Annotated in this window: 14 protein-coding genes; 8 read left to right on the top strand and 6 right to left on the bottom strand. The window is 67.4% G+C overall.

Translation table 11 applies throughout. The features are described from left to right. Positions 1–703: 703 nt before the first annotated feature. The gene (locus OG203_RS35905) at positions 704–1,399 is read right to left on the bottom strand and encodes an HNH endonuclease (RefSeq protein WP_405161646.1); all 696 of its coding nucleotides are present in this window, start codon (positions 1,397–1,399) and stop codon (positions 704–706) included. Between the two features lie 232 nt (positions 1,400–1,631). Here OG203_RS35905 and OG203_RS35910 point away from each other — a divergent pair, with 232 nt between their 5' ends. The 6 genes from OG203_RS35910 (at position 1,632) to OG203_RS35935 (ending at position 6,673) form a co-directional block, all read left to right on the top strand. Next, positions 1,632–2,060, top strand: a complete 429-nt coding sequence (locus OG203_RS35910) for a globin (RefSeq protein ID WP_405161647.1) — start codon at positions 1,632–1,634, stop codon at positions 2,058–2,060. A gap of 134 nt (positions 2,061–2,194) precedes the next feature. Further along, positions 2,195–3,796 (top strand): alpha-amylase family glycosyl hydrolase, encoded by a 1,602-nt coding sequence (locus OG203_RS35915; RefSeq protein ID WP_405161648.1) that lies wholly within the window; start codon positions 2,195–2,197, stop codon positions 3,794–3,796. Between the two features lie 80 nt (positions 3,797–3,876). Further along, entirely contained in the window at positions 3,877–4,158 is a 282-nt protein-coding gene (locus OG203_RS35920) for a hypothetical protein (protein WP_405161649.1), read from the top strand. Then, a complete protein-coding gene (locus tag OG203_RS35925) occupies positions 4,145–4,609 on the top strand; it encodes a DUF5130 domain-containing protein (protein WP_405161650.1) in 465 nt (154 codons plus the stop codon). The genes OG203_RS35920 and OG203_RS35925 overlap by 14 nt, the downstream gene beginning before the upstream one ends. Positions 4,610–4,831: 222 nt before the next feature. Then, positions 4,832–5,749: a hypothetical protein gene (locus OG203_RS35930; RefSeq protein ID WP_405161651.1), complete on the top strand. Its 918-nt coding sequence runs from the start codon at positions 4,832–4,834 to the stop codon at positions 5,747–5,749. A gap of 129 nt (positions 5,750–5,878) precedes the next feature. Continuing rightward, positions 5,879–6,673, top strand: coding sequence for an NAD(P)H-binding protein (locus OG203_RS35935; protein ID WP_405161652.1), 795 nt, complete (start codon positions 5,879–5,881; stop codon positions 6,671–6,673). Positions 6,674–6,726: 53 nt separating this feature from the next. Here the strand turns inward: OG203_RS35935 and pepN are convergent, their stop codons facing one another. Further along, positions 6,727–9,306, bottom strand: coding sequence for an aminopeptidase N (gene pepN, locus OG203_RS35940; RefSeq protein WP_405161653.1), 2,580 nt, complete (start codon positions 9,304–9,306; stop codon positions 6,727–6,729). Positions 9,307–9,428: 122 nt separating this feature from the next. Here pepN and OG203_RS35945 point away from each other — a divergent pair, with 122 nt between their 5' ends. Further along, the gene (locus OG203_RS35945; protein ID WP_405161654.1) at positions 9,429–10,265 is read left to right on the top strand and encodes a phosphoribosylaminoimidazolesuccinocarboxamide synthase; all 837 of its coding nucleotides are present in this window, start codon (positions 9,429–9,431) and stop codon (positions 10,263–10,265) included. A gap of 247 nt (positions 10,266–10,512) precedes the next feature. On the opposite strand, the gene OG203_RS35950 is transcribed toward OG203_RS35945, so the two are convergent. The 4 genes from OG203_RS35950 to OG203_RS35965 form a co-directional block, all read right to left on the bottom strand. Beyond that, entirely contained in the window at positions 10,513–10,995 is a 483-nt protein-coding gene (locus OG203_RS35950; RefSeq protein WP_405161655.1) for an NUDIX domain-containing protein, read from the bottom strand. An 83-nt stretch (positions 10,996–11,078) separates the two neighbouring features. Further along, on the bottom strand, positions 11,079–12,308 hold the full coding sequence (locus tag OG203_RS35955; RefSeq protein WP_405168113.1) for an RNA polymerase sigma factor: 1,230 nt from the start codon (positions 12,306–12,308) through the stop codon (positions 11,079–11,081). Positions 12,309–12,319: 11 nt separating this feature from the next. Continuing rightward, the gene (locus OG203_RS35960) at positions 12,320–12,721 is read right to left on the bottom strand and encodes a YciI family protein (protein ID WP_405161656.1); all 402 of its coding nucleotides are present in this window, start codon (positions 12,719–12,721) and stop codon (positions 12,320–12,322) included. A 111-nt stretch (positions 12,722–12,832) separates the two neighbouring features. Beyond that, positions 12,833–14,068, bottom strand: a complete 1,236-nt coding sequence (locus OG203_RS35965) for an NAD(P)/FAD-dependent oxidoreductase (RefSeq protein WP_405161657.1) — start codon at positions 14,066–14,068, stop codon at positions 12,833–12,835. A 179-nt stretch (positions 14,069–14,247) separates the two neighbouring features. Between OG203_RS35965 and OG203_RS35970 the strand changes: the two genes are divergently transcribed. Then, positions 14,248–14,895, top strand: coding sequence for a DsbA family protein (locus OG203_RS35970; RefSeq protein WP_405161658.1), 648 nt, complete (start codon positions 14,248–14,250; stop codon positions 14,893–14,895). Positions 14,896–14,921 lie beyond the last annotated feature (26 nt).

A 14,921-nucleotide genomic window follows, 5' to 3' on the forward strand; every position in this document is an offset into this window, starting at 1 on the left:
GGCGGGTTTACTCGCACTTTCCCGCCCTCATGTCCCGTTGATCATGAAAACCATCCTTCGAGACCATTCCCGCCCCGAGGAACGCTCGAAAACGGCACCACAGCCAGTCCTCCCTCCGAAAACTGCCACCTCGCAACCCAAGCCGCGGCAGAGAAAGCCGGGAACCTCACCTCACGCGCTCAGCACTACCCGGGTATCCCACGGACTGCCGAAAACCTTGGGGCAGTACACCATTGGACTTCTCTCAGCACGCAGTCCCGGGCGGGTAAACCTAAAGACCTCCGCAAAAGTGAACCTACCCAGGTGTTTACCGAGCAGTGCTGGGCACGGCGCCTGCGGTACCCGGCTGTAGTTATCAGTCAGGCACGCGACGTGGGGGTTTCGGCGTGGTCATCTGGCTGTGGTTGCGTCACAAACGCTTTCGGGTTCCGAAGCCGGTCTGGTGTTCCTTGATCTCGTCCGGCCATGAGTAATCCCGAAAGCGTAACCAGCACAGGCATTCCCGCAGACAGAAACGGCGCGCTGGTTACCGCCGCCATCGAACCGAACCGTGGCTGCTACTCCCGAGCGGACGCGCGAAAGTCGGCTTACTCGACGAGCCTGTCGAAACAGGCTCCGGCGACTGAGTCTCCTACCCGGGCAATCCCACACGTTTCCAGCTGCTGGCGCCGAGCACGTGGGCAACCCTGGTAATCGAATACACCTAGGCGGCGCCTTCGCCGAGATACTGCAACCACACCGGGTCCAGGTCGGCCGTTGTAGATAACAGCCGCCAGTGCGGCCCCTTCGGAGAGACGAGCGGTGAGCGCAGCGTCCACCCGAGTTCGCTCAGCATTTTGTCTGCTTTGCGGTGATTACACGGCGCGCAGCTGGCGACGCAGTTCTCCCAGGAGTGTTCGCCGCCTCGGCTGCGTGGGATGACGTGGTCGATGGTTTCCGCTTTGCCGCCGCAGTAGCCGCAGCGATAGCGGTCGCGGTGCATGAGTGCGGCGCGGGTCATCGGGACGCGGGCCCGATAGGGGACGTGGACGTAGGTGCGCAGGCGGATCACCGAGGGGATGGCGACGGCGGCTTCGGCGGAATGGACTACCGGGCCTTCGGCGTCGTGATGGACGGTGTCGGCTTTATCGCAGATGAGCAGGACGATCGCGCGGCGCGCGGACAGAGCGGTAAGCGGCTCGTAGGTGGCGTTCAGAAGCAGCACCCGGCGCTTCAACCAGCTCGGAGTCTCATTGTGCGGCGGTGCGGAGCGGTGCGCATGTTCGTGATGCGCGCCCGGATAATGATCGGACAGGATATGCAGCGGAGTAGCCCCCGAGCCACGATTGTGGACGTCGGCGGGCTGGAGTTGTCGGTGTGTACGCGCCTCGTGTGATCTGGCGCTGTGCCGCTGCTTCATCTGGACCTCAATTTCATGATTGGCAGGATCATGCTGTTAGCTCGGCAGAGATTGCCACCCAGTTGACCATGGAACGACGGCTATTGCACGGTGATTTTCAACAATGTCCGGTTAACTGTGGCTGAAGAGCTGCCGGTCCGCGATTTTCGGCTCCGGAAAACAGCGATGTGGGCTGCCGATGCCGAGCGCGGGCACAATGGACGTCGGCGCATCCAGCGAATCGAGAGGGTCTATGACTTCGGGCGAGCAGACAGCAGCGGCTTCGGCAGAGCAGACGACAGCGTCGTTCTACGAGGCGGTCGGCGGCGCGGACACGTTCCGGCGGATCGTCGCGGCGTTCTACCGCGAGGTGGCCGACGACGAGGTGCTGCGCCCGCTCTACCCCGAACAAGATCTAGGCCCGGCCGAGCGCAGGCTGCGCATGTTCCTGGAGCAGTACTGGGGCGGCCCGCGCACCTATGGCGAGGAGCGCGGCCATCCGAGGCTGCGGATGCGGCACAATCCGTTCACGATCGGTCCGCTGGAGCGCGACGCGTGGTTGCGTTGTATGCGAATCGCCGTAGCCGAGATCGAGCCCGAGCTACTCGATGACGAGCATCGCAAGGCGCTGCTGGACTACCTGGAGATGGCGGCGAATTCGCTGATGAACGCCCCCTGGTGAGGGCGTTTGGCGCGAGAACCGAGTCGGCGCGAGGGTTTTCGGCGCGTCCGATCGGACGCTGACAATTTGCCCGAAGTTGAGATAGGTGCTCCGCCTAAGGGTTTTTGCCGCAAAACTTTGGCACTATTACGTCTGTGACTGATACACCCGCCGTACTGGTGCCGGTGGATCGCACCACGCAACCATGGTGGCGGTCGGCCGTGTTCTACCAGGTTTATCCAAGATCCTTCGCGGATTCCGACGGCGACGGGGTCGGTGATCTCCGCGGCGTACGCGAGAAGCTCGGCTATCTCGAGCTGCTCGGCATCGACGCACTGTGGGTCTGTCCGGTGATGACATCGCCGATGGCCGACGGTGGCTACGACGTCGCCGACCCCCGCGATATCGACCCGCTCTTCGGCGGCCTCGCCGCGATGGACGAGCTGATCGCCGAGGCGCATTTCCGCCACATCAAGATCACCATGGACCTGGTGCCGAACCACACCAGCAGCGAACATCCCTGGTTCCTCGCGGCGCTCGAAGCCGGACCGGGCAGCCCGGAACGCGCCCGCTACCTCTTCCGTGACGGCCGCGGCCCCGACGGCGACGCTCCGCCGAACAACTGGCCGAGCATCTTCGGCGGTCCCGCCTGGACCAGGGTCACCGAGCCCGACGGCACGCCGGGCCAGTGGTACCTGCACATCTTCGCGCCCGAACAGCCCGACCTGAATTGGGAAAACCCCGAGGTCGCCGCCGATTTCGAGAAGACACTGCGGTTTTGGCTCGATCGCGGCGTCGATGGTTTCCGCCTCGACGTGGCACACGGCATGGCCAAACCGGCGGGCCTGCCCGATATGGCGGTGGTCAAGACCGCCCTGCTCGCCAACGACGACGACGATCTGCGCTTCAACAACCCCGCGGTGCACGAGATCCACCGTCGCATCCGCAAGGTGCTCGACGACTACCCCGACGCGGTGTCGATCGGTGAGGTGTGGGTCAACGACAACGTTCGATTCGGCGAGTACCTGCGCCCCGACGAACTGCACCTGGCCTTCAATTTCCGCCTGGCTCAGACCGAATTCGACGCCGACGATGTGCGCGAGGCGATCGACAACTCCCTCGCCGCGGTCGCGCCGGTCGCCGCATCGCCCACCTGGACGCTGTCCAACCACGACATCAAACGGGAAGTCACCCGCTACGGCGGCGGCGCGGCAGGGGTGGACCGGGCCCGCGCGATGATGATGCTCGAACTGGCGCTGCCCGGTTCGGTATTCATCTACAACGGTGCCGAACTCGGCCTGCCCAACGTGGACGACCTACCCGACGAGGTACTGCAGGACCCCGCGTGGGAACGCTCCGGACACACCGAACGCGGCCGCGACGGCTGCCGGGTGCCGATCCCGTGGGAGGGCACTGCACCGCCGTTCGGCTTCACCACCGGAACGCCGTGGCTGCCGATGCCGTCCGACTGGGCCGGGCACACGGTGGAAGCACAGCTCGAAGAACTGGGCTCGACCTTGTCGCTCTACCGGATGGCCATCGAATTGCGTGGCCTGCGACCGGAATTCACCGGTGACCGGGTCGAGTGGTACGGCAGCCCGCCCGGCTGTCTCGCCTTCCGCCGTGAGGGCGGACTGGTTTGCGTGCTGAACGCGTCGACGGCGCCGACCCAGCTGCCACCCGGCGATGTGCTGCTGGCCAGCGCGCCGCTGGCGGGCGGTCAGCTGCCGCCGAACACCGCCGCCTGGCTGGTCTGACGACCCGCCCGGCTCGACACGAATCACGCTCAGTGTGACCAGAAGAGGAACTACTACACAGCATCGTCTACCGTTGGACCGTGAGCATTCTCGAGACTGTGCTGGTCTTCCTCGGCATCCCGCTGGTGGTATACGGCGCGATCGCCGGATTGACGTATCTCGGTAAGCCACTCGCCGGTGAGAAGCCCGTCCACTACGACCTCGGTCAGCAGTGGACGGCGGCGCCGGTGCTGTGGAGTGCGACCGACGAGGTGACCTCGACGGGTCACCACAATGCGGCCGAGTCATCGCATGGCCATCATGCGGCGATCGAGGCCAACCAGGCGGAGCTGATCGGAGGCCGGGCAAGTGGCAAGTTCTAATTGGCCCGCGGTGGTCGAAGCCGACCTGCCGCACGGGTACGTGGTCACCACGAGTGGACGCGTCTCCGGCGTGCACGAGGCGGGCGACGTGTTCAGGGAGGCCCCGTTCAGCGATGACGAGCGGCTGGCCATGGACAACGTGCTCACCGAGGCGACCCGAGCCACCAAGGTGCGGTTCAACGTCTACATCGGCGATCTCGGCGCTGATCCGGCCGCGGGCGCGGACGCGATCTTCCCGTCGACCCCCGAGGCGACGCGTTCGGTGCTCATCGCCGTCTCGCCCAACGACAAGGCGATCGAGGTCCGCTCCGGCCGCGACGTCGCCGACCGCGCGAACGACCGGGTCTGCCAGCTCGGCGTCACCGCCGCGTCCAGCTCGTTCCGCCAGGGCCAGCTCATCGACGGCCTGGTCTCCGCGGTCCGCGTAATGGCCGCCGCCATCGGCCGCTGAACCATTCCGCCCGAGCGGCGGAGTCACGAGCAATGCCACCGGCGCGCTCACCCCTGTGGTGAGCGCGCCGGTGGCGTTTGCGCCACCCGGCTGCGCCACCCGGCTGTGCCACCCGGCTGTGCCACCCGGCTGTGCCACCCGGCTGTGCCACCCGGCTGTGCCACCCGGCTGTGCCACCCGGCTGTGCCACCCGGCTGTGCCACCCGGCTGTGCCACCCGGCTGTGCCACCCGGCCGCGGCACACCACCGCGCCGGTTGGCCGAGCCGCGCCGCTTGTCCGGGCCGCGCAGCCGCGCCGCGAGCACTGCCCGGCTGCGCCGCACCGGCCGCACCGCACTGCGCGGCCTGTGCGCACTGCGCTGCCTGTCCGCGCCGCACCACCGCGCCGCGCCGCCCAGCCGCGCCGCGCGCACTGCCCGGCTGCACGCACCGGCCGCACCGCACCGCGCTGCCCGTCGGCACCGCGCCGCTGCCCAGCCGCGCCGCGCGCACTGGCCGCTGCACGCACCGTCCGCACCGCGCTGCACCACCGCGCTGCCCGTCGGCACCGCGCCGCACCACCGGCGCCGCCCAGCCGCGCCGCGCACCCTGCCCGGCCGCACTGCACCGCGCTGCCCGTCCGTGCCGCACCACCGTGCCGCCCAGCCGCCCAGCCGCACCGCACTGCTCGGCTGCACCGCACGCCCAGCCGCACCGCACTGCTCTGCCGCATCGCACCGCACCGCACCGCACCGCACCGCACTGTTCTGCACCGCACTGCGCTGCCAGTCCGCATCGCACTGGCTGCACCGCACCGCGCTGCCGTCGGCACCGCGCTGCACCACCGCGCTGCCCAGCCGCGCTGCGCACACTGGCCGCTGCACGCACCGCACCGCACCGCGCTGCGCTGCCCGTCCGCACCCGCGCTGCACTACCGCGCTGCCCGTCCGCACCGCGCTGCCCGTCGGCACCGCGCCGCACCACCGCGCTGCCCAGCCGCGCCGCGCGCGCTGCCCGGCTGCGCCACACCGGCCGCACTGCACCGCGCTGCCGTCCGTGCCGCACCACCGTGTGCCGCACAGCCGCGCCGCACCGGACTGCTCGGCTGCACCGCACCACGCTGCTCTGCCGCATCGCACTGTTCTGCACCGTGCCGCCTGACTGCACTGCACTGCAGCACCGCATCGCCCGGCCTGACCACAATGCCCCGCTAGAGCCTCAAATTTTCTTGTTCGCTAGCACCACATTTGGGGGTTGCCGCGTATCGCGCGGCCCGCGCAGGGTGGTCAGGTGAAGATTCTTGTGACGGGGGCTACCGGGAATATCGGACGTATGGTTGTCGACCACTTGCTTGCGGGGGGTGCCGACGATGTCAGAGCACTGACCAATCATCCGGATCGGGCCGGGCTGCCTGCCGGAGTGGAGGTCGCCGAGGGGTATCTGCGCAGGGTGTCGTCGTTGCCTGCTGCCTTCGAGGGGGTGGAGCGGATGTATCTCGCGCCGATGTTGGAGACGATCGATGAGGTTGTCTCGCTGGCCGAGCAGGCGGGTATCCGGCACATCGTCGATCTCTCCGGCGAGGCCCATTGGACGCCGATAGCGGAGGCGGTCGAGAATTCCGGACTCGAATGGACTCACCTGTTCGCCGGTGACTTCATCGAGAATGCCACGATGTGGGCCGACCAGATCCGTTCGTCCGACGAGGTCGGCGACCCGTTCCCGGAGGTCGAGAGCGTCCCGGTCGCGATGGACGACATCGCCCGCGTCGCCGCGAAAGTCCTGCTCTCCGAAGGCCATAACGGCCAGACCTACCAGCTCACCGGCCCGGAAGTGCTCACAAGGGCCGACCGCGTCAAGCAACTCGGTATCGCTCTCGGCCGGACCGTGACTGTCCGGCAAGTCCCGCGTGACGAAGCGATCGCGATCTTCGCGCGAGTCATGAACAACGCCGAGTGGTATGTCGAAGCGACCGGCTCGATGGTGGGCTGGCACCCGCAACCGAGCACCACCATCGCCGACGTCACCGGCGCCCCCGCCACCACCTTCGCCCAGTGGGCCGCGGCGAATACTGCTCTATTCCAATGACATTGGTCAACGGGGCATGACTCACACAGTCATGCCCCGTTGATCACAGCCGGTTACTTCCCGTCGAATGCCCGTGCGCGAAGGGCACGTTCGACGCCGGCCTTACCCTCGACCACCAGTCGGCGCAGCGCGGGCGGGTGGTCCCCACCGAGGAACTTGTCTGCGACGGCGACCGCATCGTCACTGATCGTCCACCCCGGGTAGAGACCGACGACCACGGTCTGCGCGACCTCGCTGGAGCGCCGCTCCCACACGCCGGGAACCTCCGCGAAGTAGCGATCCACATAGGGTGCGAGCAGCTCGGCCTGTCCCGCCGGAGCGAACCCCGTGACGATCGCGCGGGTGGTGATATTGGAGATGGAATCGTCATCCATCACCTTGGCCCAGGCCTGCTCCTTGACCTCCGCGAGCGGACGGGCGGTCGCAGCGGTCGCGGCATACCGCTTACCCGCCGCGGTCGGATCCTTGGCCAGCTCCTGGTCGATGAACGGGGTGTCGAGGCCGTCGGCGTCGATCTCACCCGCCGCTGCCAGCGCGACCACGATCCGCCAGCGCAGGTCGGTGTCGATCGTGAGCCCGGCCAGGCCGACCTTGCCGGGATCGCCGTCGAGCAGCTCGCGCAGTACCTCGGTGTGCCAGGCGGACAGCTTGGCTCCGGTGAGCGCGTTGACGAAGGCGAGCTGGTGGTCCGAGCCAGCCTCGGCCTCGCGGGCCAGCTCCAGCAGCCGGTTCGCGTAGTCGGTCCAGCCGGTGCTCGCCGCCCACTCCGGGTCGGCGTAGCTGCGCAGCGCGAGGTTCGCCTGCATCAGAAGCCGTTGCACCACACCGATTTCCGATTCCGCGCCGACGCCGGACTGCACGAGGGCGATGAAGTCGCGGGCGCGGAACTCGGCCTGGCGGGTCATCTCCCAGGCCGCCGACCAGGCGAGGGTGCGCGGCAGCGGCTCGGCGATATCGGCTATCCGGTTGACGAGCACGTCAAGCGAACCCGCGTCGAGGCGCACCGAGCAGTAGGTCAGGTCGTCATCGTTGATCAGCACGAACTGCCCGCTCGCCACGCCGACCAGTTCGGGTACCTCGGTGCGTTCGGTGGCCTGGACGTCGAGCTCGACGCGCTTGGTACGCACCAGCTTTCCGTCCTGGTCGTCGTACACGCCGACGACGAGCCGATGCACGCGACGTTCACCGGCGCCGGGCGCCGCGCCACCTTGCAGGACGGCGAACGAGGTGAACTTGCCGTCGTCGTCCACCGCGAAGTCCGGGCGGAGGGTGTTCAGGCCGGTGGTCTTGAGCCACTGCGCACCCCAGTCGGAAAGGTCACGGCCGGAAGACTTTTCGAGCGCCGAGAGCAGATCGCCGAAGGTGGCGTTGCCGTAGGCGTGGTCGGTGAAGTAGGCGCGAAGACCGGCAAGGAACGGCTCGAGACCCACATAGGCGACGAGCTGCTTGAGCACGCTCGCGCCCTTGGCGTAGGTGATGCCGTCGAAGTTCACCTCGACCGCGGCCAGATCGGGGATGTCCGCCGCGATCGGATGGGTGGAGGGCAGCTGGTCCTGCTGGTAGGCCCAGGACTTCTCCGCATTCGCGAAAGTGGTCCAGGCACTGGTGTATTCGGTCGCCTCGGACTGGCACAGCACGGAGGCGAAGGTGGCGAACGACTCGTTCAGCCACAGGTCGTCCCACCACTTCATGGTGACCAGGTCGCCGAACCACATGTGCGCCATCTCGTGCAGCACGGTCTCGGCGCGGCGCTCGTAGGACGCGCGGGTCACCTTGGACCGGAAGACGTAGTCCTCGAGGAAGGTCACCGCGCCCGCGTTCTCCATCGCGCCCGCGTTGAACTCCGGCACGAACAGCTGGTCGTACTTGCCGAACGCGTACGGAACGCCGAAGTTGTTGTGGTAGAAGCCGAATCCCTGCTTGGTCTCGGTGAACAGCCGCTCCGCGTCCATGTGCTCGGCAAGCGAAGCGCGGCAATAGATGCCGAGCGGGATGCTGCCGTGGTCGTCGGTGTAGACGTCGGTCCACTGCGTGTACGGGCCCGCGATGAGCGCGACCAGGTAGGTGCTCATCTTCGGCGTGGTCCGGAAGATGTGCTTACCCGGTTCCGCCGCAAGGGTTTCCACGACGGCGCTATTGGAGATGACCCGCCAGTCGGGCGACGCGGTGACGCTGATATCGAACGTGGCCTTCAGGTCCGGCTGGTCGAAGCAGGCGAACATCCGCTTGGCATCGGCGGTCTCGAACTGCGAGTACAGGTAGACGGCGTCGTCGGTCGGGTCGACGAAGCGGTGCAGACCCTCACCGGTGTGCGAGTACTCGCAGTCGGCCTCGACGACCAGCTCGTTGGTCGCGGCCAGGTCGGTCAGCGCGATCCCGGTGGACTCGTCGTAGCCGGAGACGTCGAGCGCGGTGCCGTTGAGCACCGCCGAACGCACGCCGCGGGCCACCAGATCGATGTAGGTGCTCGCGCCCGGCGTCGCGGTGAAGGTGACCGTGCTGCGCGAGCGGAAGGTCTGCTCGCCCGGTTTGCCCGCACCGTCGGTCAGGTCCAGGTCGATGCGGTAATTGTCGACCGACACGGTCGACGCGCGTTCGATCGCCTGGTCGCGAGTCAGGTTCGGTGCGGACATAGGGCTCCTTCGGGTTCGAAGAACTAGCTCGGGCATTCCCCACGATGCCACCTGGGTAAGGTTGCCCGCGCGGGACTTTTTTTGAACTGCCTTAGAACCCTATCCAGGATCGGAGCTGCGGAGTGAAGCATGTGCACGCCGGTAAGGTGCGCGACCTCTATGAGGACGGCGACACCCTGCTGCTCGTCGCGTCCGATCGGGTTTCGGTCTACGACGTGGTGCTGCCGACGCCGATCCCGGACAAGGGCGCGCTGCTCACCCAGCTGTCCAACTGGTGGTTCGACTACTTCACCGACGTGCCCAACCATGTGGTCTCCGCCACCGACGTGCCCGCCGAGTTCGCCGGTCGCGCGATCCGGGTCAAGCCGCTGAAGATGGTGCAGGTCGAATGCATCGCCCGCGGCTATCTGGTCGGCTCGGGGCTGAAGGAGTATCAGCGGGAAGGCTCGGTGTCCGGCGTGGCGCTGCCGCCCGGCCTGCGCGAGGGCGACAAGCTGCCCGAGCCGATCTTCACGCCGACCACCAAGGCTTCCGAGGGGCACGACGAGTCGATCACCTTCGCCGACGTGGTGAATCAAGAGGGCCGCGAGGTCGCCGAGCAGCTGCGCGACCTGACCCTGCACATCTACTCCCGCGGCGCGGCGCACGCCACCGAGCGAGGTGTCATCGTCGCCGACACCAAGGTCGAATTCGGCTGGGACGGTGACACTCTCACCCTCGGCGACGAGGTGCTCACCTCCGATTCGTCGCGCTTCTGGCTGGCCGCCGAATGGGAACCCGGCCGCGCGCAACGCTCCTTCGACAAGCAGTTCGTCCGCGACTGGTCCACCTCCACCGGCTGGAACAAGGAATACCCCGGCCCGGAGATCCCCGCCGACATCGTCGAGGCCACCCGCCAGAAGTACATGGAGGCATACGAACTCGTCACCGGACGCACCTGGACCGGTGTGCCGCAGTAGTCAGGCCTGGCCGCAGTAGTCAGGCCTGGCCGCAGTAGTCAGGCCTGGCCGCAGTAGTCAGGCCTGGCCGCAGTAGTCAGGCCTGGCCGCAGTAGTCAGGCCTGGCCGAGGTAGTCAGGTCTAGCCGAGGCAGTCACGTCTGGCCGCAGTAGTCGGGTCTGGCCGTGGTGGTCAGGCGTGGTTGAGGTCGTCGGGTCTGGCCGAGGTCGTCGGGTCTGGCCGCAGTAGGCACGCCTGGCCGTAGTGGTCAGGCCTGACCGAGGTAGTCGTTCAGCCGATCCAGATACGGCCGCTGGCCCGTGCCGAGCTTCTCGTGCGCGGTGGCCAGGTCGAACCACTCGGCCCGGTCGATCTCCGGGAAGCTCGCCATGCGACCGGAGCGCGGCGGCCACTCCATCTCGAACGTTCCAGGCACCACGTCGGCAGGGTCGAGGTCACCCTCGACGGCCCAGACGGTCAGGGTCTTCTTTCCCTTGCCGCTGCTGTACCGCACGTCGCCGAGCGGAATCCAGTCGCCGGGCGGCACGAACAGTCCGAGCTCCTCGTTGAACTCGCGACTGGCCGCTGCCCGCGCGTCCTCCAACTCCGGCTCGTACTCGCCCTTCGGGATGGACCACGCGCCGTTGTCCTTACGCGCGAAGAACGGCCCACCCATATGCCCGATCAACACCTCGACGCCCGCGTCGCCCCGCCGAAACACCAAAACTCCCGCACTGGTCTTATCCGTCACCCTCGCAGTCTGCCCCACGGACCGATCGGTGAGTGGCACCCGGCTGCGGCAAACGTCGAGAGCGCGGCGTTACGGTGTGCCACTCACCGATGGCGCAGCCGTGCGGCGCGGAGGGTGAGGTAGTGGTTTTCGGGCGCGCTGGGGGTGCGGCCCGCCGCGGAGGTGTAGCAGGTGATGGCGGCGGCGAAATCGCCTGCCATTTCGTGAAAGTGGCCGCGGACGGCGTCGAGTCGATGGTTGCCAGCCAGTTGGTCGTCCAGTGTCGAGGCGAGTTCGAGACCGGCGTCGGGCCCGTGCACCATCGCGACGGCGACGGCACGGTTGAGCGTGACGATCGGGTTGTCCGAAAGCTTTTCGAGCAGGTCGTACAGCGCGAGGATCTTCGTCCATTCGGTCTCCTCGGCGCTACCGGCCTGCGCGTGCAGCACCGCGATGGCCGCCTGGATCTGATATGGCCCGGTAAGTCCTTGTGCGAGAGTGCTCGTCGTCAAGGTGACGCCCTCGGTGATCTGCCGTCGATCCCACCGCGCACGGTTCTGCTCGGCGAGCGGAATCAGCTCACCCCGGTCGCCGGTGCGCGCCGCCCGCCGGGAATCGGTGAGCAGCATGAGCGCGAGCAACCCGGTGACCTCGGTATCGTCCGGCAACTCCCGATGCACCACGCGCGCAAGCCGAATCGCCTCGCCGGACACATCCGCACGCTGCAATTCCGGCCCGGACGTACTGGTATTGCCTTCGTTGAAGATCAGATACAGCACATGCAGCACGGTCCCGAGCCGTGCACGCCATTCGCTGTCGCCCGGCTGAGCGAACGGCCGCTCCAGCCTCGCCAGCTTCTTCTTCGCCCGCGTAATCCGTTGCGCCATCGTCGTTTCCGGCAGCAGGAACGCGTGTGCTATCTCCGCCGTGGTCAGCCCGCCCACCGCACGCAACGTCAGCGCGATGGCACTGGCCGAGGACAGCGCGGGATGGCAGCAGAGAAAGAACATGGCGAGGGTGTCGTCGTGATCGACCGGCATCGCGTCGGGCACCTCGCGGTCGAAGACCGTTGTCTCCCTGCGTCGCCGGGCCACCTCGGCCCGCACCGCGTCGGTCATCCTGCGCTGTGCCACCTGGATCAGCCAGCCGCGCGGGTGGTCCGGCAGGCCGTCCACCGGCCACTGGGTCGCCGCCGCGAGCATGGCCTCCTGCAGCGCGTCCTCCGCGGCGTCGAAATCGCCGAACCGACGGACCAATGCACCGAGGACCTGTGGCGCCAACTCGCGCAACAGGTCCTCGGCCCTCCCCGGGAGCGGTGTGTCGTCGGTCACCACTCGCCGGTTGGTCACTGGTCGCTGGCCGGGACGCTCAAAACCGGCCGTACCTCGATGTATTCGCCGATCGGTGTGCCGCCCGGCCCCGGTGCCGCCGAGGCGCGCGCGGCGATCTCGTAGGCCCGTTCCGGGCTGTCAACGTCGACGATCCAGTACCCGGCCAAGAACTCTTTCGTCTCCGGGAACGGTCCGTCGGTCACCACCGGCGCCGAGCGGCCGTCGGAGCTGACGATGCGGGCTTCGGTGGGGCCGGTGAGCCCCTGCGCGTCTACCAGCTCACCCGACTTGGCCAATTGCTCGCCGAGGGCGCGCTGGAAGTCTATGTGCGCCTGGATCTCCTGCGGGGACCATTCGTTGATCGGTGTGTCGCAGAACGCGGGGGTGTTGTAGGTCTTCAACAGCATGTACTTCATCGGGTTCCTCTTCCGGCTATCGAGCGGTGCGCCCGTGTGGCGCTCACACGATGGGGTCGGAACCGAGCATGCCGTTTCGACGCATCGCACCGATCGTCGAAGTGGTCTGCGTCACAGTGGTTTCGAGGTGTCGGCCAGCGCCTGTGGATCGACCGGTTCACCAGCGAGGATCAGTTCCTTGATCCGGTCGGTCACGTCCCAGACGTTCACGTTCATGCCCGCGAGCACCCGATTGTCCGAGTCGAGCCAGAACGCGACGAACTCACGTTTCTCGACATCGCCGCGAGTCACCACCCGGTCGTAGTCGCCGGTGGCCGCGTAGCCGGTGTACTCCATGCCCAGGTCGTACTGGTCGGTGAAGAAGTAAGGCAGCCGGTCGTAACTGGCCTCCTTACCGAGCATGGTCGCGGCCGCGACGGCGGGCTGGTTGAGCGCGTTTGCCCAGTGCTCCACTCGAATTCGGCGGCCGAGCACCGGATGCTGCTGCTCGGCGATGTCACCGACGGCGACGATGTTCGGGTCGCTGGTGGCCAGGTGTTCGTCGACGAGCACGCCGCCGTCCACGTCGAGCCCGGCATCGGCGGCCAGTTCGATATTCGGCCGTGCGCCGACCGCGACCAGCACCGCCTCGGCCTCGATGACGGTGTCGTCGGCGAGTTTCACCCCGGTCGCCAGCCTGGTCCCGATCCCTTCCGTGGTGGTGATCTCGGTGACCTGGGCGCCGACGCGCAGATCGACCCCGTGAGATCGATGCAGCTCGGCGAACACCTCGCCCATTTCCGGCCCGAGCGACGCGTGCAACGGATGTTCGGAGGACTCGACGATGGTCACCTCGACATCCGCGGCCCGGGCCGCCGCCGCGACCTCCATGCCGATCCAGCCCGCGCCGATGATCACAATGCGCTGGGCGGCGCTGGCGAAGAACTCGATCAAGGTGTCGGAGTCCTCGATGTTGCGCAGCGTGTACACGTTGGGCGCGTCGGCGCCGGGGATCGACAGGGTGCGCGGGGTCGAGCCGGTGGCGAGCGCGAGCTTGTCGTAGGCGACCGTCGAACCGTCCGGCAGCGTGATCGTCTTCGCGGCCGGATCGAGCCCCTCGACGGTCGTGCCGACCCTGACCTCGACGTTGTGGTCGCGATACCACTGACGCGGCTGGACGGTGAATTCGGCGAGTTGCTTCTTCCCCGTCATATGTTCCTTGGACAGCGGCGGGCGCTCGTAAGGCAGCCATTCCTCCGCGCCGATCAGCGTGATGGATCCAGGAAAGTCGTTGGCGCGCAATGCCTCCGCCACCTTGGCGGCGGCCAGACCGCCGCCGACGATGACGAATCGATCGTCTGAACTCATACGGACTCCTTGTCGAGAGGGAACCTGGACTCCTGTCGCTAAACCCTACGGCGACCGGCGGCGGCATCTGCGGAAAACGCGGGCACCGGATGGGAACGAATCGGCCGCCGCGATGGTTGGTCCGTATAGCGGCGGGGCTGAGCGCCGCCCGTCGAGCATGCGATTCGAGAGGACCCGTCGTGAGTGATAAGAGCTCCGCGAAAGATGTTGCCGATTTCTGGTTCGACCCGCTGTGCCCGTGGTGTTGGATCACCTCCCGCTGGATCCTCGAGGTCGAGCAGGTACGCGACATCGAGGCGCGCTTCCACGTGATGAGCCTGTCGGTGCTGAACGAGGACAAAGAGGGCCTGCCGCAGCAGTACGTCGACATGATGGCCGCGGGCTGGGGCCCGGTGCGCGTCCTGACCGCCGCGGCGCAGGAGCACGGCGACAAGGTGCTGCTGCCGCTCTACACCGCGATGGGCACCCGCTTCCACAACCGTCGCGAGGAATACAAGCGCGATACCCTCGCGGAATCGTTCCCGGTGGTGATCGCCGACGCGCTGGCCGAGGCCGGCCTGCCCGCCGAGCTGGCGAAGGCCGCCGAGAGCACCGACTACGACGAGGCGCTGCGCAAGAGCCACCACGAGGGCATGGACAAGGTCGGCCCCGACGTCGGCACGCCGACCATCCACATCAACGGCACCGCGTTCTTCGGTCCGGTGCTGTCCCGGATCCCGCGCGGCGAGCAGGCGGGCAAGCTGTGGGACGCCGCGGTGACGCTGGCCGACTACCCGCACTTCTACGAGCTCAAGCGCACCCGCACCGAGGGCCCCGAGTTCGACTGATAACAAGCGGGTGCCGCGGGTTCGAC

The sequence above is a fragment of the Nocardia sp. NBC_01499 genome (genome assembly GCF_045040275.1).
GTDB lineage: Bacteria > Actinomycetota > Actinomycetes > Mycobacteriales > Mycobacteriaceae > Nocardia.

What these genes read in the sequence shown, in the direction of transcription:
- pepN (WP_405161653.1), bottom strand. Translation starts at nt 9,306, where the DNA reads ATGTCCGCACCGAACCTGACTCGCGACCAGGCGATCGAACGCGCGTCG.
- OG203_RS35965 (WP_405161657.1), bottom strand. Translation starts at nt 14,068, where the DNA reads ATGAGTTCAGACGATCGATTCGTCATCGTCGGCGGCGGTCTGGCCGCC.
- OG203_RS35910 (WP_405161647.1), top strand. Translation starts at nt 1,632, where the DNA reads ATGACTTCGGGCGAGCAGACAGCAGCGGCTTCGGCAGAGCAGACGACA.
- OG203_RS35960 (WP_405161656.1), bottom strand. Translation starts at nt 12,721, where the DNA reads ATGAAGTACATGCTGTTGAAGACCTACAACACCCCCGCGTTCTGCGAC.
- OG203_RS35905 (WP_405161646.1), bottom strand. Translation starts at nt 1,399, where the DNA reads ATGAAGCAGCGGCACAGCGCCAGATCACACGAGGCGCGTACACACCGA.